Genomic DNA, 20363 nt, shown 5'->3' with positions numbered 1-20363 from the left:
TCTCAGCGACCTGGTTCCAGGCCGCTGAAACCATCGTGAAACCGCGTTGAATGCGGCCTGCCGGAACCTCATCGGCATGACGACAACGACTCCGCACTCCCTCGCCATCGAGGCCAGGGGAATGTGCAAGGCCTACGAGGACAAGACGGTCCTCGACGGCATCGACCTCGCGGTACCGTCCGGCACGGTCTTCGCGCTGCTCGGCCCGAACGGCGCCGGCAAGACCACCGCCGTCAAGATCCTCTCCACCCTCGTCACCGCCGACGCCGGCGACCTGCACGTCGGGGGCCACGACCTGGCAGCCGACCCGCGGGCCGTGCGGGCAGCGATCGGTGTCACCGGGCAGTTCTCCGCCGTCGACGGCCTGATCACCGGCGAGGAGAACATGCTCCTCATGGCGGACCTGCACCACCTCTCCCGCGCAGAGGGCCGCCGTACCGCCGCCGAACTCCTGGAGCGCTTCGATCTGGTGGAGGCCGCGAAGAAGCCCGCCGCCAGTTACTCCGGCGGTATGAAGCGCCGCCTCGACATCGCCATGACGCTGGTCGGCAGCCCGCGGATCATCTTCCTCGACGAGCCGACCACCGGCCTCGACCCGCGCAGCCGCCACACCATGTGGGGCATCATCCGCGAGCTGGTCTCCGGAGGCGTCACCGTCTTCCTCACCACCCAGTACCTGGAGGAGGCCGACGAACTCGCCGACCGCATCGCGGTACTCAGCGACGGCAGGATCGCCGCCGAGGGGACCGCCGACGAGCTGAAGCGGCTCATCCCGGGCGGGCACGTCCGGCTCCGCTTCACCGACCCGGACGCCTACCGGTCCGCCGCCGTCGCCCTGCGCGAGGCCACCAGGGACGACGAGGCGCTGTCGCTGCAGATCCCGAGCGGCGGCAGCCAGCGCGAGCTGCGCTCCATTCTCGACTGGCTGGACTCGGCCGGCGTCGAGGCGGACGAACTGACCGTGCACACCCCCGACCTCGACGACGTGTTCTTCGCCCTGACCGGCGGCACCGACGTACCCGGCCAGTCCACCCGGCCCGGCCAGTCCACCCACTCCACCCAGCCCGGCCAGACCGGCCAGTCCAAGGAGACAGTCCGATGAGCGCACTCTCCCTCGCCGTACGCGACTCGTCCACGATGCTGCGCCGCAACCTGCTGCACGTACGGCGCTACCCGTCGATGACGCTGAACCTGCTGCTGACACCGATCATGCTGCTGCTGCTCTTCGTCTACATCTTCGGAGATGTGATGAGCGCGGGCATCGGTGGCACCGACCGCTCCGACTACATCGCCTACATCGTCCCGGGTCTGCTGATGATGACTGTCGGCAGCACCGTGATCGGGGCCGCGATCTCCGTCTCCACGGACATGACCGAGGGCATCATGGCCCGCTTCCGCACGATGGCGATCTACCGGGGCTCCCTGCTGATCGGGCACGTCATCGGCAGCGTGCTGCAGGTACTTGCCAGCCTGGTCCTGGTCGGCATCGTCGCCGTCGCCATCGGCTTCCGCTCCACGGACGCCACCCCGCTGGAGTGGATCGCGGCGTTCGGGCTGCTCACGCTGTTCTCCCTGGCGCTCACCTGGATCGCGGTAGGGATGGGCATGGCCAGTCCCAACCCCGAGGCCGCCGGCAACATGGCCATGCCGCTGATCCTCCTCCCGCTCATCTCCAGTGCCTTCATCCCGGCCCACACGATGCCGGGCTGGTTCCAGCCGATCGCCGAGTACCAGCCGTTCACACCGGCCATCGAGACCCTGCGCGGCCTGCTCCTCGGCACCGGGATCGGCAACAACTGGTGGATCACGATCCTCTGGTGCGTCGCGCTGACGGCGCTCGGCTACCGCTGGTCGACGGCGCAGTTCAACCGCGACCCGAAGTAACCGCCATGACAGCGCGGGCAGCCTCCCGCAACTCGTCACGCCCCAGGGCGGCGTACTCCGACACCGCGTCGGTGTACGCCGCCCCGGCGGCGTTCCCGGTGGCCACGACCGCCTGCCGGGCGCGCTCCGCCGACATCGTCGGCTGGAAGTCACGCAGCACCCGGAGCCGTTCGGCCAGCGCGATCATCCGCCCGGCAGAGGCGTCACCGGTCACGAGCCCCGCCATGCCGAGCGCGTGCAGCACCGTCCCCCACACCGGCAGCTCCAGGAGCGAGCCGGGCGGCTCGGAGAGCAGGGTCCGCAACCGCTGCCGCAGCCGGTCGACCGAGTCCGCGACCGGTTCCAGGCGCCCCGCGTGGGCGTGCGCCGTCACCGCCGCCGACTGGATCTGCAGCGCCCAGGGGCCGAGCCAGGGATCGCTGCTCAGGACCGAGCCGGACGCGGGCATCCGCTCCACCGCGCGGCGCCACAGCCGGAGCCCGACCTCCGTCAGCCCGCGGGCGAGCGCTATCTCGGCGCGCCCGCCGAAGTCGGGGTTGTAGAAGTCGTCCTGCGGCTGGGGGTTGTCGCTCTCCGCCTGCCGCGCCCAGTACTCGGCCTCGTCGGGTTCGTCGCGCTGCAGGCAGGCGAGGACGAGGGACGTGCGGATCCCGATGTAGTCGCGCCCGTCGCCGAGCCGCGGCAGTACCGTGAGCGCCGCTCTGAGGTGTTCGTACGCTTCCTCCCCCCGCCCGGTCCGCATGCACAGCTCGCCCAGCCGGGAGTGCCCCATGAGCTGCAGGGACGGGTTGTCGAGGGGAGCCAGCGCGGGGATCATCCGCCGGGCCGATACGAGGGCCCGGTCGATGTCGTGCTCGTACTCCCAGACGTACGAGGCGATGCACTCGGCGATACCGGCGACCAGCGGCTGCTCGCTGTCGCAGAGCTGGTGCAGCACGTCGTAGCCGGGCGGGCGCATCTCGGGAATCGCGCTCAGTACGACCGCCGTGGCGCGCAGCAGCGTGTCAGGCCTGGCCGGAGGCAGCCTGCGGAGGCTGACGAGCTGGCGTACGGCCTGCAGGCCATAGCCCATGAGCAGGCTGGCCGCGCACAACACCGCGGCGGCGCGGGCGACTTCGACGTACTCGGGCGCCGGACGGTAATGCGAGAGGGCCGGTCCGGTATCGGCGGAGAGGGAGACGAGGCGCGGAAAGTTGGAGTCGGTGGACCACTGGGCGGCGAGGACGGCGGTGAGGGCGGCGGTGGTGGGCCCATCGGTATGGGCCAGCGCGTGCCGCAGGGCCAGCACGAGGTTGTCCTGTTCGGCCCTGATGCGCTCCCAGGCAGGCAGCCGGTCGGGGCCGAAGAGCACGTCGTGGTGGGTGACCCCGAACTCCCGCGCCCAGTCGAGGAACCTGCCGACCGCCTCGCCGTCCTCGCCCGCCTCCGCGCACCGGGCCGCGCAGAACTCCCGCACGGTCTCCAGCATCCGGAACCGCACGCCCGCCGGGGCCTCGGCGACGGTCAGCAGTGACTGACCGGCCAGCTGCTCCAGGAGGAACAGCGCGTCCTCCCCGAGGACCCGCTCGGCCGCCTCGCCGGAGAAGCCGCCGGGGAAGACCGAGAGCAGACGCAGCGCCGCCCGCGCGTCCGGTGCGAGCAGGTTCCAGCTCCACTCGACGACCGCGTGCAGCGTGCGGTGGCGCTCCGGTGCGTCCCGCGCCCCGCCGCTCAGTAGCGCGAACCGGTCGCCGAGACGCCTGGCGATCTCCGGCACCGAGAGCACCCGCACCCGCGCCGCTGCCAGCTCCACGGCGAGGGGCAGGCCGTCGAGGTGGCGGCAGAGCCCGGCCACCGCGTCCGGCGGCAGCTGCACGCCGGGCCGGGCGGCGCGGGCCCGCTGGGTGAACAGCTCGATGGCGGTGGCGGGAGCGAGCTCCGGCAGCGCGTACACCGCCTCCGACGTCAGGCCGAGGGGGGCCCGGCTGGTGGCGAGCACCCGCAGGTCCTCCGAGGACGAGAGCAGCGCCCGTACGAGGTCGGCGGCGCCCCGGACGACCTGCTCGCAGTTGTCGAGAACCAGCAGCGCCGTCCCGGAGCCGAGCACGCCGAGGATGCCGGACACCTGGTCGGCCGCGACGTTTCCGCTCAGGGCGCCGGGGCGGCCCTCGCCCGCGCCGAGCGCGGAGGCCACCTCCGCGGCCACGTCCTCGTCCGCGGTGACGCCGGCGAGCGGCACGAAGTACACGACCCGCTGCCCGGCCCGGCGGCTCACGGCGTGCGCGAGCCGGGTCTTGCCGAGGCCGCCGGGGCCCATGACGGTGACGGCCCGGGAGCCGTGCAGCAGCCGCTCCACCGCCGCGATGTCCTCGTCCCTGCCGAGGAGCTGGTTGGGCTCGTGCGGCACCCCGTGCCTGGCCACGGGCGCCTCGCCGCGCAGCAACTCCTGCTGTACGGCCCTGAGCCCGGCGCCCGGGTCCGTACCGAATTCGTCGCGCAGCTCACGGCGGTACGCCTCGTACCGCATCAGCGCTGCGGACGGGCCCGCCGTCGCCGCCTCGCCGCGCAGCAGTTCGGCGAGGACCTCCTCGTCGCGCGGGTGCTCCGACGCGGCCACGCCCAGGGGCCCGGCCGCCTCCGCGCGCCGTCCGAGGCGGGCCAGCGCGAGTGCCTGCGCGCGGACGAGCGCGCTGCGGACGGGGGCACGCTCGGCGCGCAACGCGGCTGCGGGGTCGCCGGATTCGGCGGTGGCTCCGTCCGCGGAGCCCTCCCACAGGGCGAGTCCTGCCCCGGCCGCGGCCAGCGATCCCGCGTGGTCCCCGGCCCTGGCCCGGTCGGCGCTCGCAGCGGCGTGCAACAGCAGGGCGGAGCTGTCCACCTGGTCGTCGGCGAGCGCGAGCCGGTACCCGGTCGGCGTGCTGACGATGACGTCGGCGCCCAGCTGCGTCCGGGCCCTGGAGACGAGGACCTGCAGCGCCTTTCCCGGCCGCTCCGGCAGTGCGTCCTGCCACAGCCCGGCCACGAGCCGCTCGGTGCTGCAACCCGTGCGCAGATCGCCCGCGAGCAGCGCGAGCAGACCGCGCAGCCGGGGCGCGGTGACCTCCTGACCGCGATAGGCGACACGCGGCAGCAGGGTCAGGTCGGTGGTCATCCGTGCAGATTAGCCAAGGCCGGCCCGCCGGGTTCCCGTCGCGGCCCGAACTCCCGGCGGACGGAGGGCTTCCGCCCCTCGCGCGGTGTTACGCGGTGAGGTGTCCGCCCTTCACGGCGGTGACGAAGGCGGCCCAGCCGGTGGCGGGGAAGATCAGGGCGGGGCCGTGGGGGTGCTTGGAGTCGCGGACGGGGATGGCGGTGTACCCGTCGGCCACTTCGAGACAGTCGTTCTGTTCGACGCCGCTGTGGCTGGACTTGCGCCACCCGCTCAGGACCGTGGCGTCTCTTACGACCTGCTCAATTCGAAGCATGCGCGTATTCCTTCGCTACGGCCCGTACCAGGGCCAGTGAATCTGCGTGTGACAGTGCATCACTCAGCGCCAGATCGTAGGCGGTCTGGCATTTGCTGACCAGCGCTGGATCGTCCATCAGATGCCCCATGCGCACACCCTCCGTGTAGGCAAGCGGAGGGGCGTCAGCGAACTTCATGAGGAAGAGCATTCCTTCTGCCAGGGCATGACACCCCACGATGAACGGCATGACGTGCAGCCGCAACCGCCCGGCTTCTGCCATGTCGGCGATTTTGTCGAGCTGGTCGGTCATAACCTTCGGGCCCCCCACTGTCCGGCGGAGCACTGCCTCGTCCAGCAGGCACCAGAACTGGGGCCTCGACGGCTTTTCGAACAACACGGCCCGAGCCTGACGGATTGCAACGGCCTCGTCCAGCTCTTTGTCCTCAGGGTTCGGTGAGGAGGTGCGGAAGACCGACCGCGAGTATTCCCTGGTCTGGAGCAAGCCCGGGACGAGCGACACCGAATAGTGCCGGATCTCGATCGCCTGTTGCTCCAACTCTGCCACGGGGGCGAAGTATTGGGTGTACTTCGTGTCGAGGTCATGCAGCCAGCGGGCGAAGAAGCCGTCTGTCCCCAGAACCCGGTCCAGGCGCTGCGCATCGTCCGGGCTGGGCAGACGCCGCCCCGCCTCCCAGTGACTGACCAAGGTCGGTGAGCAGACCACCCCCTCGCTCACCGCCTCCTGCGTCAGGCCCGCAGCGACACGCCGGATCCTCAGCTCCTCGCCGTACTTCTGGCGGATCGAGCGCGACTTGGGTGATCCGGTCACTGGGCCAACTCCTTCACTTGACGGTCCCGTTGTCAGGTCGAAACCCCTGGAAGCGTAGCGACGGACGCCACAGGCTGTGAGTTATTCGTCACAGTGCGACAGGAGCACGCAAGACCCCCGCGACCGCTGCAACGGTCCGGGGGCGTGGTCAACGCCTATCGAGGAGCGCCGACATGCTGCATTTTATTGACCGTCTCACCGGCCCGGTGGTCCGATTCCTGAATCGGCGGGGGCGGCGGCGGCCCGGCCCCCCGCCGCCCCCGCTCGTACTCCGCAGGCGCCGTCTGCTCGTGTGCCGGGCCTATCTGCCGCTCGGCCACCGGCTCCGCCCGAATCTCGGCTCGTTCTCGGCCCTGGCCTACGAGCGCCTGGAGTACAGCCGGATCGCCTGGTTCGACCTGCACGGCGCCGAGGCCGGGCCGCGCTGCCCGCTCCACGGGGTGGTGGTGCGCTGATGGAGCGGAACGCAGTGAACGCCGTGGTGCGGCGGTGGAGCCGACACCCTGCCTGTGTCGCCAGGGCGCGCACGGAACTCCGTACGACGCTGGAGAGTTGGGGCCTCGCACCGCTCACGGATGCGGCTTCGGTTGTGCTCTCCGAGTTGCTGACCAACGCCGGACGGCACGCCGTCGTCCCCCCGGGCCGGGAGATCGAGACCCGCTTCCTGCCGGTGGCGCACGGGCGCGGCATCCGGATCGAGGTGCACGACGCGTCGTCCGTACCTCCCCGTCCGCTCGATCAGGACCCGGAGGCGTCCGGCGGCCGGGGCCTGTTCCTGGTCGACGCGCTGGCCGATACCTGGGGTTTCGGCGAGCGGACCGGTCCCGGCAAGGTGGTCTGGGCGGAGCTGGGCCAGGACGGCGGTGGCAGCCGTGCCGGGTGAGCAGGATGTGTGCGCCGTCCTGGTGGTCCGTGGTGACCGCGTCAAGGTCCAGGGGGCGTGGCACGAGGTGCGGGCGTCGCGGCTGGACCGGTCCGCCACGGGCGGCGCCGTCATCGTGCTGACCCTGGCCGGAGGCTCGCCGCTCAGGGTGCCGGTCTTCCTGCGGCCGGTCGTGTCCCGTCGGGACCGCGATCCCGAGCCGGGTCCTGGCACCGATGAACTACGTTGATCATGCACGGATCCATGCCGGGTCGTCGTGCGGGTACGGAGGATGAGCTGCCTGTCGGCGCAGGGTGCCAGGTCGCCTCCGCCCGACCGGCTCGCCATGGGCGACGCCGGTGCGGGGGCGACGGCCGGTGACGACGTCAGCAGAATCGGAGAGACAGCATTGCGGTACGAGTCGTCCGCTCATCCCGACCCGACCGGCAGGTCCCAGGGCGGGAGGCCGGCCTCGCGCCGCAGGTTGCTGGGAGTGTCCGGTGCGGCCCTCCTCACGGCGGCGTGCGGCACCACGACGGGCAAGCAGCCGGGCGGGAGGCGGAGTGCGCAGCCGGACCCGGAGGGCAGCGGCGCACCCACCCGCCCGGCGCCGGACGGCGCGCTCGGGGTGAACTTCAACGAGGACCCGTCCGACATGGATCTCGCCCAGGTGAGGGCGCTTTCGGCGCAGTGGGTACGCGGCTTCGTCCCGATGACGGATGACCTCGACTCTCACGCCGCGGACCGGCAGCGGGCCGTCGCCAGGCTGCTCGACGCGGGCGGGAACGGCTTCCGGACGATCCTCTCGCTGAAGTTCCCCTTCCTGACGGCCGGGAGGCCGCTGCCCGAGGCGGGCAGCAGGGAGATGGAGGCGCAGCTGGCCCGCGTGGACCGGGTGCTGCACGCGGTCCTGGGGAGGACGGACATCCTCACCATCGGGAACGAGCCCTTCCTGGAGACCATGAAGGACGAGTGCGACGCGCGGCTCAACGTCTTCTACGAGCAGGTCGCCGAACACGTCATCGCCTACCGCGGGAAGCACTTCCCGCACGGCTGCAGGACCCGGCTGTACATGGGCGCCCTCAACCACCTCGACAGGGCGGAAGGGCGCACGCAGGCCACCGAGCGCTGGGTCGGCTTCGTCAACAGGAAGCCGGAGATCGAGGGCCTCGACATCCATCCGCACGTCGACTCCCTGGAGGCGGCCGGCACATACGTCCAGTACGTCGTGGACCGCCTGGGCAAGGGCAAGAAGTTCCTGGCCACCGAGTTCTCCCTGGTGCGGTACTGGCAGGACCACATGGGCGACAGGATTCCGGCGGCCTATGCCGCGAAGTACCAGGTGCCTCCGGGCACCCGCGTGTGGCAGGTGATCGGCAACGCGCTGGAGAGGCCCTTCCCGCAGCGGAGGTGGGACGACTTCCTCGCGATGAGTCCGTGGTTCGCAGCGCACGCGGACTATCTGACGCAGCAGGTAAGGATGTTCCGGGAGACCGGGAAGCTCGCGGTGGCCACCTACGGGGTGGTGCAGATCGAATCCATGCGGAAGGGCTGGGGCCCCCGCAAGGAGCCGTGGATCCTCAACCCCCTGTATGCGAACCGCACGGTCAGGCAGGAGGAAGGAAGGACCGGGCGGACCACCGTCTGGTTCGACTCGTTCCGCGCTCTGCAGAATTCCTGAGGGGTCCCGGCGACGGCTGTATTTGGCGCTCGCCGAGCATCCGAGCGGGGTGCCCGGCAACGGTTTTGTCAGTGCCGTACAAGCTGCCGGGGCGCCGCCCGCAAGGGCTCGTGGGGCGGTGCGCGGGCAGCTATCGTCACCGGTCATGACCGCATACGAGACCGTGATTGTCGGCACCGACGGGTCGACCTCGTCCTACGCGGCGGTGGACCGGGCGGCCGCCCTCGCCGTAGCGAACCGCGCCCGGCTGATCGTGCTCTGCGCCTACCGCCCCCTCGGCCGCGACGACCGGATCGCCGCCCAGGAGGCGCTCGGTGACGAGGCGTTCCAGGTCGAGGGGTCCGCGCCCGCCGAGCAGACCCTGCGGATCGCCCGGGGGCGCGCGGAGGCCGCCGGCGCGGGAGAGATCGAGACGGTCGCCGTGGAGGGGGACCCCGTCCAGGCGCTGGCCCGTGCGGTCGCCGACGGCAGCGCGAGCCTGGTCGTCGTCGGCAACCGGGGGCTGAACACCCTCGCCGGCCGGCTGCTCGGCTCCGTACCGTCCGACATCGCCCGCAAGGCGGCTGCCGACGTCCTCATCGTCCACACCACCTGATGCCCGGATGACCGGCCCGGAGCCCGACCGCACCCCGGCTGCCGGGCACGCCCGCGCCGCGGCCGCGGCGCTGGGGCTCGAAGAGATCCTCCTCGGGGGCGCCAGGAGCTACACCCGTGAGCAGGTGGCCGCGCTCTCCGGGCTGCCCGCGGAGCGGCTGCGCGGGCTGTGGCAGGCTCTCGGCTTCGCCGCAGCCGAAGACGATGCCGTGCTCTTCACCGACGCCGACGTGACCGCCGCCCGCACCGCCGCCCGGCTGTTCGGCTCCGGTCTTGTCGCGCCGGCGCAGGAGTCCGCCGTCACCCGGGCGCTGGGGCATCACCTGGCGCGGCTGGCGGAGTGGCAGGCGTCGCTCGTCGTAGCCGAGGACGGCAGGCTCGTCGGCGCCGGGGACGGCGGCGACAGCGCCGGTGCGGCAGGGACGGCCGCCGCGGTGCTGCCCGCACTCGAACACCTGCAGGGTTATGTCTGGCGCCGCCACCTCGCCGCCCATGCCGGCCGCGTCCTCGCCGCACCGCCGGACGCCGCACGCGCGGGTCAGGTGATCGGTTTCGTGGACATGGTCGGGTACACCACGCTGACCCGGCGCATCGGCGAAACGGCGCTCGTGGACGTCCTGGAACGCTTCGAGTCCCTCGCCACGGACATCGTCTCCGGACACGGCGGGCGCATCGTGAAGACCATCGGGGACGAGGTGCTCTTCGTCTGCGACAGCCCGGAGGCAGCCGCGGAGACCGCCCTCCGGCTGACGGAGGCGGCCGAACGGGACCCCGCCCTGCCGGAGTTGCGCACCGGGCTGGCCCACGGGCAGGTGGTGCACCGGCTCGGTGACGTGTACGGCGAGGTGGTCAACATCGCCGCCCGCCTCACCTCCGTCGCGCGGCCCGGCACGATCGTCACCGACGGAGCGTTCGCGGCCCGCATCGGCCGCACCCCGGGGGCGGACGGCGCGGGCGGGAACGGCGGCGGGGACGTCGCGAGCGGCGAAGGGCACGACACCACGGACGGCGGCGGTACGCCGTACCGGCTGCGCTCGCTGCGCCCGGTCTCGGTGCGTGGCTACAGCAAGCTCCGCGCGTACGCCCTGCGCCGGGCGCCGCACCCCCGCACCCGGCCCTGAACCGCCCGACCGGCGATGTCCTCCGCCGTCATCGCCGCGAAACCGGGCCCGTCAGGGGGTCGGCCGCGGCGTGCGGCACGGCCGCGGGTGCCCGCTCGCTCCGCGGCCGTTGCGGGGCTCCGCTCGCCGATCCGCAGGGCACTCGCCGGAACGGGCCCTAAGCGGTGTGCAGCATCAGCCCGATACCGACGACCATCAGCCCGGCCGCCGCGATTCTCGGTGCGCCGAACTTCTCCTTGAAGAAGAGCGCGCCGATCGCCGCGCCCACGATGATCGACGACTCGCGCAGCGCGGCGATCGGGGCCAGCGGAGCGCGGGTCTGGGCCCACAGGACCAGCCCGTACGCGACCACCGACATCGCCCCGCCGACCAGTCCGACGGTGGCGTGCGGGCGCAGTTGGGCGCCCAGCCGGCCACGGCGGCGGTACAGCGCGTACACCGGGATGGCGACACCCTCCAGGATCATCAGCCAGGCGATGTACCCGAGCGAGGAGCCCGAGTCGCGGACGCCGACGCCGTCGACCGTCGTGTACGAGGCGATCGCCAGGCCGGTGGCGAGCGCCGCGATGATCGCCGGCCACTGCGGGCGGGAGCCCTTCAGCCCCCAGAGGGCCACGCCGACGAGTCCGGCGCAGGCCACCGCCACGCCCGCCAGCTGCCAGCCGTTCGGGATCTCATGGACGAAGACCGCGGCCAGGACGGTCACGACCAGCGGCGCCGTGCCGCGCGCGATCGGATACATCTGGCCGAAGTCGCCGAGGCTGAACGACCGCATGAGCAGCAGCATGTACGTGACGTGCAGTGCGGCCGAGACGAGCAGAAACGGCCACGCGTCGGCGGCCGGGAAGGGGACGAACGGCGCGGCCAGCGCGCCGATCAGCAGTCCGCCCCCGGAGATCAGCGTGAAGGAGACCAGCTGATCCTTGATGTGGTGGGCAATGGCGTTCCAACTGGCGTGCGTGATCGCTGCGATGACGACGGCGAGGATGACCGTGAGTGTCACGCGGCGGACTCCCGCACACGCGGCGCCCCGGCGGGCCGGGGATGGGCAGTGGGTTCGGAAGTACTCATGGCCCCTCACGCTAGCGTCCGGTGTAGGTACCACGCGAACCGATTGATCCCCTGCCCGGAAGACCCCGGTACCGGGTCCCGTGGCGCCGGCCGCGGGCCACCGGCCCGATGCCCCCTGCCAGGGTCCACCGGCCCGATGGCACCGGCCCGATGTCACCGGCCCGATACCACCGGCCCGATGTCACTGGTCCGGATGTCACGTGCCCAGGCGTACCACCAGGGCGAAGAGCACGAGCGCGGCGAAGGCCAGCACACTGGCGCACGGCACGGCCCACAGCTCCCGCAGCCGGGCCTGCCGCTGCCATTGGCTCCGTACGCCGTCGGTATCCGCGGCACCCGCCAGGCACAGCAGCAGGGCGAGCACGGCGCCGAGCACGCACACCCCGTTCCACCCCGCGTGGGCGTGGACCACCCCGACCAGGGCCGAGCCGATCGCCCCGCCGGCGAAGTAACACGTCATGTAGGCGGAGGTGATACGGCCGCGGGCGTCCGGGCGAAGAGCGTAGATCAGCGACTGGTTGGTGATGTGCACGCCCTGGTGCGCCAGGTCCAGCAGCACGATGCCGGCGATCAGCATGGCCAGTTGATGCCCTCCCGCGGCCAGCAGCCCCCAGGAGCCGAGCAGCAGCAGCGCGCTGACCATCGTGGTCTGCGTGGTACGTCCGCGGTCCGCCAGCCGCCCGGCGAGCTGGGCGGCGACCGCGCCCGCTGCGCCGGCCAGCCCCAGCAGCCCGATCTCGCCGTCCGACCAGCCGTAGGCCGGACCGGAGAGCAGGAAGGCCAGCGACGTCCACAGCGCGCTGAAGCAGGCGAAGGCCAGCAGCCCGATCAACGCCCGTGCGCGCAGCACCGGTTCCTCGACGAGCAGCCGTGCGGTGGAGCGCAGCAGCCGTCCGTAGCGCAGACCGGTGGTTCCCCGGTACTGCGGCAGCGCCCGGTGCAGGGCGGCGGCCAGGAGGACCATCGCCACGGCCGCGGCCCAGTACACCGTGCGCCAGCCGCCGACCGATGCCAGGGCGCCGGACGCGGTACGGGCGAGCAGCATGCCGAGCACCAGCCCGCTCATCACCGTCCCCACGATCCGGCCGCGCCGGTGCGGGGCGGCCAGATCGGCGGCGAACGGCACGAGCACCTGCGCGGTCACCGACAGCAGGCCCGTCAGCGCGGTGCCGGCCAGCAGCAGCCCGGCACCAGGGGCCGCCGCGGTCAGCGCGAGCGAGCACGCCGTGGCCAGGGTCAGGCCGCACACCAGCCGACGGCGTTCCAGCAGGTCACCCAGCGGCAGAATGAGGACGAGTCCCAGCGCGTAGCCGACCTGGGCGACCGTCACCACCAGCGCGGCGGAGGCGGCGGAGAGCCGCAGATCCCGGGCGATGGTGTCCAGCAGGGGCTGGGCGTAGTAGTTGCTCGCCACACACAGGCCGACGGCCACGGACATCAGCACGACCGTGCCGCGCCCCGGGCCGTCGGCGGTCGCGCCGCCCGCGGGGAGCGGGGGAGTGCCCGCGGTGGACGGGGGTGGTGCGGCCGGGGAAGCCGATGAGGTGGCCACGTCCGTTTCCTTCCGGGAGTCCGCCGTCCGGATCCGCGGCACAGCGCCCTCGGCGCCGGCCGGTCCGGACTCGCGTTTCATGCTCCCCGGCCAGGGTGGATGAATCCAACAGATGGTTGTCATGCCAGCGATCGCGAAACACGATGAATGTCCTGCGGGGGTGACACGATGGACGGGTGGAACTCCGTCAGCTCACCTACGCCGTCGCCGTCGCCGAGACCGGCAGCTTCACCCGCGCCGCTCACCGCTGCTTCGTGGTCCAGTCGGCGCTGAGCCACCAGATCGCCCGGCTGGAGGGCGAGTTGGGGACCCTGCTGTTCGAGCGCACCAGCCGCCGGGTGCGGGTCACCGAGGCCGGTGAGGCGTTCCTCGGGCCGGCCCGCGAGGCCCTGGCCGCCGTCGAGCGGGCCCGCGGTGAGGTGGCGGCCTGCGGCAGCGAGGTCCGCGGCCGGCTGAGCATCGGCACCATCACCCCGCTCACCGCGGTGGACCTGCCCGACCTGCTCGCCAGCTACCGGGACCGGTATCCGGCCGTGCACGTCACCCTCTGCGCCAGACCGGTACGGGACCTGCTGCAACAGGTGCGCGACCACGTCTTCGACCTCGCGTTCGTCGACACCCGCCCCGGGGGACCCCCGGCAGGACTGGCCGGGCGGGTGCTCGCGTACGAGGACCTGGTCGCCATCGTCCCGCACGGGCACCGGCTGGCCGGGGCCGCGCCCGTCGGGCCGGGCCTGCTGGCCGGGGAGGACATGGTCGACATGCCGCCGGGCTCCGGCATCCGGCGGCACAACGACGCGGCGTTCGCGGCGGCCGGGGCCACCCGTACCGTCGCGTACGAGGCCGACACCATGGCGCTGCTCGAACAGCTCGTGGGGCACGGCCTCGGTATCGGCCTGGTGCCCGCTGCCACGGCCGCGGGCATGCCCGGGGTGAGCGCGGTGGCGACGGAAGGCGTGCCGCCGCGCACGGTGCGGGCGGTCTGGACCGCCTCCGCGGCCTCACCGGCGGCCCGCGCCTTCCTGCAGCTCCTGCGGGAGCGCACACCGGAGGCCCCGGACGGGGCGCCGGAGGAGACCCCGGCGGGGGAGACCCCGGCGGGGGAGGGCGGGCTCCCGGAGAGCTGACCACGGGAGGGCCGGGCCGGGGATCCGGCCGGTGAGCCGCCCCCGGGAGCCCGCCCCCGGGAGCCCGCCTCCGGGGCTCGCGCCCCCCCCGGCGGGGAGCCGGCTCAGGAACCCGCTGCCAGCACCGCTGCCACCACCGGACCTGCGGCATCGCCGCCGTGGCCGCCGGACTGGACGACCGCCGCCGCGGCCAGGTCGTCGCTGAACCCGGCGAACCAGCTGTTGGACTTGCCCTGTGCGTCGACCTCGGCCGAGCCGGTCTTGGCACCCTTGTACCCGCCGACACCGGCCATCGCCGCGGTACCGGTCCCGTACCCGGCCGTCGCTGTCGTGTGCATCATGTCCCGCAGCTGCTGCGCGGTGTTGTACGGCAGGGGCTGCGCGGTGGCCAGGGCCCCGCCGATCAGCGACCTGGGCACGATCACCGGCTGGCGGAACGCCCCGCTGCGTGCGGTCGCGGTGACGGACGCCATGTTGAGCGGGTTCATCTGGACCTGGCCCTGACCGATCATCGCCGCCGCGGTGTTGGGCCCCGCCGCCTGCGGGACGCTGCCGTCGAAGGTCGGGACGCCGACGTTCCAGACCGAGCCGATGCCGAAGTACTTCTTCGCGGTGTCCGGCAGCGCGCTGTCGGCCGCGATGTGGTGCTCGCTGAATCTGCCGAGCGGCTTGATGAAGGCGGTGTTGCAGGAGCGGGCGAAGCTCTGCTCCAGGGTGCCGCCCGGGATCGAGAAGTTGTCCAGGTTGTGGAATGTCTGGCTCTGCCACGTGACCGAGACCGGGCAGAGGATGGGGCTCTTCTCGCTCGCCAGCCCGTTGTTGATGAGCATCGCCGCCGTCATGATCTTCATGGTCGAGCCCGGCGCGAGGGTGCCCTGCATCGCCGCGTTGAAGCTGTCCGAGCGGTTGTTGGCCACCGCGCGTATCTCCCCGGTACTGGCCTTGACCGCCACCACGGACGACTCGCCGAACTTCTTCACCGCCCCTTCGGCCGCCGCCTGCGTCCGCGCGTCGAGTGTCGTGTGCAGCAGCGCTGGCGTGCCCTTGGAGAGGGTCAGCAGGGTCTTGGCCGGGGCGTCGCTGTCCGCCGACCCGTCCGCCCCGATGTACGTCTCGACGCCTGGCTTGCCGCCCGCCTTGTCGCCGTACTTCTGCCGCAGCGCGTCCAGGACCGGCCCGAGCGAGGGGTACTTCTCCTTCGTCAGCACGGCGCCGCTGCGGTCGACCGCCTTGATGGGCGCGGACTCCGCCTCGCCGGTGGTGAGCGTCTCGCCCTTCTTCAGGTCCGGGTGGACGACCGAAGGGTCCCAGTCCACCAGGGCCCGTCCGGTCGTCACCCCGCGGACGACGCTCAGCGAGGACGCGTACGACCAGGGCTTGGTGCTCCCCTCGAACGAGACGGTGGCCCGCACCGTGAACGGCACCTGGGCGCCGGTGGCCGCGCCGGGCGTCAGGGTCACCCGGGTGACGTGCGCGTCGGCGCGGTAACCGGCCAGCAGCGGCTGCGCGTCCGCCGCGTCGTTGGTCAGCTGCGCCGCGGCGGACGCGTCACCCTTCGCCCAGGCGGCGAGGAAGTCCTTCGCCGTACCGCTGATCTCGTCCGCGGTCGGCGGTCCGGTGCGGGCGGGCGCGGCCTGGGTCGTCCCCGTGGAGCCGCCGCTCCCGCCGCCCGAACCGTTCAGCCCGTTCCAGAGGTTGTACGCGCCGTAGCCCACCCCGCCGGCCACGACCACGAACACCCCGCCCGCGATACCTATCTTTGCCCCGTTCCGCACTGCTGCGTCCCCTCCCCAGGAGTCTCTTGAACATGTTCAAGAGAGTGATGCCGAGCAGCGTACGGGACCCGGGTGACGCCTGGGGAGTCGTTACCCGACCGGGACCATGGGCCCTGCCGTACGGGGGAGTTGCGGGGAGCGGCGGGCGGCCCGGGTCAGATCCAGGTACTCAGCCACATCCGGTTGTTCCACTGGCTCAGCGGGATCGCGTCCCCGGTGAACAGCGGCCAGAAGTAGATGAAGTTCCACACGATCAGCAGCACCAGCACACCCGCGCCGATCGCTCCCACGGCTCTGCGCCGTTCGCTCGACCCGGGCGGCCCCAGGATCGCCCCGATCATCATGGCGACGGCCAGGCACAGGAACGGCACGAAGACGACCGCGTAGAAGAAGAAGATCGTCCGCTGCTGGTACATGAACCACGGCAGGTACCCGGCCGCGATCCCGCACGCGATGGCCCCGGCCCGCCAGTCCCGGCGGAAGACCCAGCGCCACAGGATGTACAGGACCGCGAAGCACGCCGCCCACCAGAGCAGCGGGGTCCCCATCGCCAGTACCTCGCGGGCGCAGCTCTCGGTGCCCTGCGGGCATCCGTCGGTGCCCGGCTTCGGGGACTCGTAGAAGTACGAGACGGGGCGGCCCACGACGAGCCAGCTCCACGGGTTGGACTGGTACTGGTGCCCCTCGGTCAGGTTGACGTGGAAGCTGTAGACCTCGGCCTCGTAATGCCAGAAGCTGCGCAGCGACGCCGGGACCCAGCTCATGTCGAACTGCGGCAGGTGGACCGTGCCGAGCACCGGCAGCTTGACGTGGTCGGGGGAGAGGCCGGCGCGCCGGTCCGCCCAGTCGCGGAAGTAGCCGCCCCTGGTGGCGAACCAGCCGCCCCACGAGAGCAGGTACGTGACGACGGCGACCGGCACCGTCGAGACGAAGGCCGGCAGCACGTCGTGGCGCAGGGCGGCCCGGTACGGGCGGACCGCGCCGGCCGTGCGGCGGGCGCCCACGTCCCAGAGCACCGACATCACCGCGAAGAAGACCAGGACGTACAGGCCGTTCCACTTGGTCGCGGTCGCCAGGCCGAGCAGCACGCCGGCGGCGAGGCGCCATGGACGCAGCCCGAGCCGGAGCGTGCTCGCGATGTCGCTGTCGGGGCGCAGCCCGCCCTCCTCGCCCACCGGCAGTGCGGCGGCGAGCCGGGCCCTGCTTCTGTCCCGGTCGATCAGCAGCGCCCCGAAGGCCGCCACGACGAAGAACATCACGATGAGGTCGAGCAGCGAGGTGCGGCTCATCACGAAGTGCAGTCCGTCGACCGTCAGCAGCGCACCCGCCAGGCACCCGAGGAACGTCGAGCGCAGCAGCCGCCTGCCGATCCGGCAGATCATCAGTACCGACAACGTGCCGAGCAGGGCGGTCATGAAGCGCCAGCCGAACGGTGTGAACCCGAAGAAGTGCTCACCGATCCCGATGAGCCACTTGCCCACCGGGGGGTGCACCACGTAGCCGGGGTCGGAGGGCACCGAGACCCGGGACGGGTTGGCCAGGATCGCGTTGTTGATGTTGTCCGGCCAGTGCCCCTCGTACCCCTGGTGGACCAGCGCCCAGGCGTCCTTGGCGTAATACGTCTCATCGAATATCACGGCGTGCGGGCTGCCGAGATTCCAGAAGCGCAGGATCCCGGCGACCAGTGTGACCAGCAGCGGGCCGCCCCAGGCCGACCAGCGCAGCATCCGCGACGCGACGGCAGGGGGGAGCCCCAGCACGCTCCACAGCTGCGTGCCGGGGGTGTTGTACGGCGGCACCAGCCGCTCGCGCAGACCCGTTTCGTCCCGGCCCGCGTAGCCGAACCGGCGCAGCCTGCGTCCCCAGGCGGGCGGCTGTTCCCCGGCGTCGTGGCCCTGCTGGGCTTGAGGCGCTGTACTCGTCACCGCGCCATCGTAGGGAACCCGACTGTGTGAGTGGTGTGCACGGGGCTGGGAGAATGGAGTCGTGACAGGAATGCTGGTACTCGCAGGGACCCCCATCGGTGACGTGTCGGACGCGCCGCCCCGGCTCGCCGCGGAGCTGGCGACGGCTGATGTCGTCGCCGCCGAGGACACCCGGCGGCTGCGCCGGCTGACCCAGGCGCTCGGCGTCCAGACCACGGGACGCGTCGTCTCGTACTTCGAGGGCAACGAATCGGCCCGCACCCCGGAGCTGGTCGAGGCGCTGACCGGCGGTGCGCGGGTGCTGCTGGTCACCGACGCGGGGATGCCGTCGGTCTCCGACCCCGGCTACCGGTTGGTCGCCGCGTGCGTGGAGAAGGACATCAAGGTCACGGCGGTGCCCGGCCCGTCCGCCGTGCTGACCGCGCTGGCGCTCTCCGGGCTGCCGGTGGACCGCTTCTGCTTCGAGGGCTTCCTGCCCCGCAAGGCGGGCGAGCGGCTCGGCAGGCTCCGCGAGGTCGCGGCCGAGCGCAGGACGCTGGTGTACTTCGAGGCCCCGCACCGGCTGGACGACACCCTCGCCGCCATGGCGGAGGTCTTCGGTGACGACCGCAGGGCGGCGGTCTGCCGTGAGCTGACCAAGACGTACGAGGAAGTGAAGCGCGGCGGGCTGAAGGCGCTGGCGCAGTGGGCGGCGGAGGGCGTACGCGGTGAGATCACCGTCGTGGTCGAGGGCGCCCCCGACGCGGGCCCGCAGCAGCTCGACCCCGCCGAGCTGGTGCGCAGGGTGCAGGTGCGCGAGGAGGCGGGGGAGCGCCGCAAGGAGGCCATCGCGGCGGTCGCCGCCGGTGCCGGCCTGCCCAAGCGCGAGGTGTTCGACGCGGTGGTCGCGGCGAAGAACGCGGCCCGCACGGCACCCGGCGCCGGGCCCGTGCCACCGGGAGGTAAAGGACCCGCGTGATTGGCAAAGCGGGCAACGTGATCACGGGCCCTTTGGCCACGAGCAGGCCAAAAGCGGTCCAATAGTCGGCAGCACCTGATGCATTCCGGGAGCCGGAGGCGTCCACTGGAAGTGGGACGGAATCGCCCCACGGAAGGCTTGTCCGTCGGACAAGAGGAGCTGGCATGAGTGAGATAGTCGAGAGCACCGCACACGAGGCGTATTCATTCGCGTGCATGCGGTGTGGACATGGCTGGGAACAGGCCTACGAGATAGAGCACCACGTAGGCGCTTCCGGCGAGAACTTTGTCGTATACAGGGCCGACGGCGAGCGGGTGCCCTCGCCGCTTTCCAATCCGAACTGCATGAACTGCGGCGGTCATGTCGTACGCATCATGAGGTCGGGCCGGGTCTCATCGGTGCAGAATCTGCTCCATTACCCGAACAGCGTCACGACCCCGGCCGCTGCCGTCGCGACGGGTGCCGGGGGCGCCCCGCACCAGGAGGCCGGTGCCGGGTCCGAGCCGTCCACGAGCGCAGACGGGGCGCACCCCGCTCCCGGCGAACGCCACCACTGGCAGTTCCGGGATCTGCTGCACCCCTTCCACCGCGGCTAGTCCGCCCCCACCGGAGCGCGTGCGCCACCCGGCGGCCCGTAGGATCGGGCGCCATGAGCAAGGACACCGCCCCGCCGCTGCCCGCACCGCTCGCCGTGCCGGTGGCCGACTCGCACACCCATCTGGACATGCAGGACACCACGGTGGAAGAGGCCCTGGCCAGGGCCTCTTCGGTCGGGGTGACCACCGTGGTCCAGGTGGGGTGCGACCTCGCGGGATCCCGCTGGGCGGCCGAGACGGCCGCCGCCCACGCGAACGTGCACGCGGCGGTCGCCCTGCACCCGAACGAAGCGCCCCGCATCGTGCTGGGGGACGGGCCCTCCGGGGGAGGACGGCCGGGGCAGGAGGCGCGCGCCCCCGGCGGCGACGGCGCACTGGACGAGGCGCTCGGCGAGATCGACCGGCTGGCCGGGCTCCCCCAGGTGCGGGCCGTCGGCGAGACCGGACTCGACCGCTTCCGCACGGGACCGGAGGGCACGGCCGCCCAGGAACGCTCGTTCCGGGCGCACATCGAGATGGCAAAAAGGCACGGCAAGGCGCTTGTCATTCACGACCGCGAGGCCCACGCCGATGTACTCCGCATTCTGGAGGAAGAAGGGGCGCCGGACCGCACCGTATTCCACTGCTATTCCGGAGACGCCGAAATGGCCGAAGTCTGTGCGGCACACGGCTATTTCATGTCCTTCGCGGGAAACGTGACGTTCAAGAACGCCCAGCCGCTGCGCGACGCACTTGTCGTCGCCCCGCTGGAGCTCATCCTCGTCGAAACGGATGCGCCTTTCCTTACCCCTGCCCCCTACCGGGGGCGTCCCAATGCGCCGTATCTCATTCCGGTGACGGTACGGGCGATGGCAGAGGTACGGAACACCGGAGAAGAGGCACTGGCCGCCGCGATCATGGACAACACGGTCCGGGCGTTCGGGCTCGACGACCGCACCGCGTGACGCCCGGCGCGAGTCCGGG

Annotated in this window: 19 protein-coding genes; 12 read left to right on the top strand and 7 right to left on the bottom strand. The window is 72.1% G+C overall.

Going from position 1 to position 20363, the window contains the following annotated elements:
• Positions 1–76: 76 nt before the first annotated feature.
• Positions 77–1102, top strand: coding sequence for an ATP-binding cassette domain-containing protein (locus OG917_RS14065; RefSeq protein ID WP_328317939.1), 1026 nt, complete (start codon positions 77–79; stop codon positions 1100–1102).
• Positions 1099–1884, top strand: a complete 786-nt coding sequence (locus tag OG917_RS14060; RefSeq protein ID WP_328317938.1) for an ABC transporter permease — start codon at positions 1099–1101, stop codon at positions 1882–1884. Before OG917_RS14065 ends, OG917_RS14060 begins: the two co-directional genes overlap by 4 nt.
• Here the strand turns inward: OG917_RS14060 and OG917_RS14055 are convergent.
• The 3 genes from OG917_RS14055 to OG917_RS14045 form a co-directional block, all read right to left on the bottom strand.
• Positions 1865–5014, bottom strand: a complete 3150-nt coding sequence (locus OG917_RS14055; protein ID WP_328317937.1) for an ATP-binding protein — start codon at positions 5012–5014, stop codon at positions 1865–1867. The genes OG917_RS14060 and OG917_RS14055 overlap by 20 nt on opposite strands.
• Before the next feature lie 88 nt (positions 5015–5102).
• Positions 5103–5327, bottom strand: a complete 225-nt coding sequence (locus OG917_RS14050; protein ID WP_328317936.1) for a DUF397 domain-containing protein — start codon at positions 5325–5327, stop codon at positions 5103–5105.
• The gene (locus tag OG917_RS14045) at positions 5314–6138 is read right to left on the bottom strand and encodes a helix-turn-helix domain-containing protein (protein WP_328317935.1); all 825 of its coding nucleotides are present in this window, start codon (positions 6136–6138) and stop codon (positions 5314–5316) included. The genes OG917_RS14050 and OG917_RS14045 overlap by 14 nt, the downstream gene beginning before the upstream one ends.
• Positions 6139–6311: 173 nt before the next feature.
• Here OG917_RS14045 and OG917_RS14040 point away from each other — a divergent pair, with 173 nt between their 5' ends.
• The 6 genes from OG917_RS14040 to OG917_RS14015 all read left to right on the top strand — a co-directional run bounded on the left by OG917_RS14040 (position 6312) and on the right by OG917_RS14015 (position 10396).
• Positions 6312–6593, top strand: a complete 282-nt coding sequence (locus tag OG917_RS14040) for a hypothetical protein (protein ID WP_328317934.1) — start codon at positions 6312–6314, stop codon at positions 6591–6593.
• Entirely contained in the window at positions 6593–7021 is a 429-nt protein-coding gene (locus tag OG917_RS14035; protein WP_328317933.1) for an ATP-binding protein, read from the top strand. Before OG917_RS14040 ends, OG917_RS14035 begins: the two co-directional genes overlap by 1 nt.
• A complete protein-coding gene (locus OG917_RS14030; protein ID WP_328317932.1) occupies positions 7011–7250 on the top strand; it encodes a hypothetical protein in 240 nt (79 codons plus the stop codon). The genes OG917_RS14035 and OG917_RS14030 overlap by 11 nt, the downstream gene beginning before the upstream one ends.
• A 42-nt stretch (positions 7251–7292) precedes the next feature.
• A complete protein-coding gene (locus tag OG917_RS14025) occupies positions 7293–8681 on the top strand; it encodes a hypothetical protein (protein ID WP_328317931.1) in 1389 nt (462 codons plus the stop codon).
• A 145-nt stretch (positions 8682–8826) separates the two neighbouring features.
• Positions 8827–9276, top strand: coding sequence for a universal stress protein (locus OG917_RS14020; RefSeq protein WP_328317930.1), 450 nt, complete (start codon positions 8827–8829; stop codon positions 9274–9276).
• Between the two features lie 7 nt (positions 9277–9283).
• Positions 9284–10396 (top strand): adenylate/guanylate cyclase domain-containing protein, encoded by a 1113-nt coding sequence (locus OG917_RS14015; protein ID WP_328317929.1) that lies wholly within the window; start codon positions 9284–9286, stop codon positions 10394–10396.
• A gap of 157 nt (positions 10397–10553) precedes the next feature.
• On the opposite strand, the gene OG917_RS14010 is transcribed toward OG917_RS14015, so the two are convergent.
• Together OG917_RS14010 and OG917_RS14005 are read right to left on the bottom strand one after the other, a co-directional pair.
• The gene (locus OG917_RS14010; protein ID WP_328317928.1) at positions 10554–11399 is read right to left on the bottom strand and encodes an EamA family transporter; all 846 of its coding nucleotides are present in this window, start codon (positions 11397–11399) and stop codon (positions 10554–10556) included.
• A 264-nt stretch (positions 11400–11663) separates the two neighbouring features.
• Complete coding sequence (locus OG917_RS14005; protein WP_443058953.1) at positions 11664–13019, bottom strand: MFS transporter; 1356 nt, start codon at positions 13017–13019, stop codon at positions 11664–11666.
• Between the two features lie 176 nt (positions 13020–13195).
• Between OG917_RS14005 and OG917_RS14000 the strand changes: the two genes are divergently transcribed.
• The gene (locus tag OG917_RS14000; RefSeq protein ID WP_328317927.1) at positions 13196–14146 is read left to right on the top strand and encodes a LysR family transcriptional regulator; all 951 of its coding nucleotides are present in this window, start codon (positions 13196–13198) and stop codon (positions 14144–14146) included.
• 104 nt (positions 14147–14250) lie between these two features.
• Here the strand turns inward: OG917_RS14000 and OG917_RS13995 are convergent, their stop codons facing one another.
• Positions 14251–15921: a penicillin-binding transpeptidase domain-containing protein gene (locus OG917_RS13995; RefSeq protein ID WP_328317926.1), complete on the bottom strand. Its 1671-nt coding sequence runs from the start codon at positions 15919–15921 to the stop codon at positions 14251–14253.
• A 155-nt stretch (positions 15922–16076) separates the two neighbouring features.
• Positions 16077–17846, bottom strand: coding sequence for a dolichyl-phosphate-mannose--protein mannosyltransferase (locus OG917_RS13990; protein WP_328317925.1), 1770 nt, complete (start codon positions 17844–17846; stop codon positions 16077–16079).
• Positions 17847–17907: 61 nt separating this feature from the next.
• On the opposite strand from OG917_RS13990, the gene rsmI reads away from it, so the two are divergent.
• From rsmI to OG917_RS13975, 3 genes are all read left to right on the top strand, one after another.
• A complete protein-coding gene (gene rsmI / locus OG917_RS13985; RefSeq protein WP_328317924.1) occupies positions 17908–18804 on the top strand; it encodes a 16S rRNA (cytidine(1402)-2'-O)-methyltransferase in 897 nt (298 codons plus the stop codon).
• Positions 18805–18968: 164 nt separating this feature from the next.
• Positions 18969–19400 carry a hypothetical protein gene (locus OG917_RS13980; RefSeq protein WP_328317923.1) on the top strand — a complete coding sequence of 144 codons (432 nt, stop codon included), beginning with the start codon at positions 18969–18971 and terminating at the stop codon, positions 19398–19400.
• A gap of 53 nt (positions 19401–19453) precedes the next feature.
• Positions 19454–20344 carry a TatD family hydrolase gene (locus OG917_RS13975; RefSeq protein ID WP_328317922.1) on the top strand — a complete coding sequence of 297 codons (891 nt, stop codon included), beginning with the start codon at positions 19454–19456 and terminating at the stop codon, positions 20342–20344.
• Positions 20345–20363: the final 19 nt, after the last annotated feature.

This window comes from Streptomyces sp. NBC_00388 (assembly GCF_036061255.1).
Classification (GTDB): Bacteria; Actinomycetota; Actinomycetes; order Streptomycetales; family Streptomycetaceae; genus Streptomyces.
This window is presented reverse-complemented; position numbering and strand designations above follow the sequence as displayed.

Bases quoted from the DNA above. Each gene is read 5' to 3' on its own strand.
- OG917_RS14015 (WP_328317929.1), top strand. From the start codon at position 9,284: ATGACCGGCCCGGAGCCCGACCGCACCCCGGCTGCCGGGCACGCCCGC.
- OG917_RS14065 (WP_328317939.1), top strand. From the start codon at position 77: ATGACGACAACGACTCCGCACTCCCTCGCCATCGAGGCCAGGGGAATG.
- OG917_RS14050 (WP_328317936.1), bottom strand. From the start codon at position 5,327: ATGCTTCGAATTGAGCAGGTCGTAAGAGACGCCACGGTCCTGAGCGGG.
- OG917_RS14060 (WP_328317938.1), top strand. From the start codon at position 1,099: ATGAGCGCACTCTCCCTCGCCGTACGCGACTCGTCCACGATGCTGCGC.
- OG917_RS14035 (WP_328317933.1), top strand. From the start codon at position 6,593: ATGGAGCGGAACGCAGTGAACGCCGTGGTGCGGCGGTGGAGCCGACAC.
- OG917_RS14040 (WP_328317934.1), top strand. From the start codon at position 6,312: ATGCTGCATTTTATTGACCGTCTCACCGGCCCGGTGGTCCGATTCCTG.
- OG917_RS14020 (WP_328317930.1), top strand. From the start codon at position 8,827: ATGACCGCATACGAGACCGTGATTGTCGGCACCGACGGGTCGACCTCG.
- OG917_RS13980 (WP_328317923.1), top strand. From the start codon at position 18,969: ATGAGTGAGATAGTCGAGAGCACCGCACACGAGGCGTATTCATTCGCG.
- OG917_RS14055 (WP_328317937.1), bottom strand. From the start codon at position 5,014: ATGACCACCGACCTGACCCTGCTGCCGCGTGTCGCCTATCGCGGTCAG.
- OG917_RS13975 (WP_328317922.1), top strand. From the start codon at position 19,454: ATGAGCAAGGACACCGCCCCGCCGCTGCCCGCACCGCTCGCCGTGCCG.
- OG917_RS14025 (WP_328317931.1), top strand. From the start codon at position 7,293: ATGAGCTGCCTGTCGGCGCAGGGTGCCAGGTCGCCTCCGCCCGACCGG.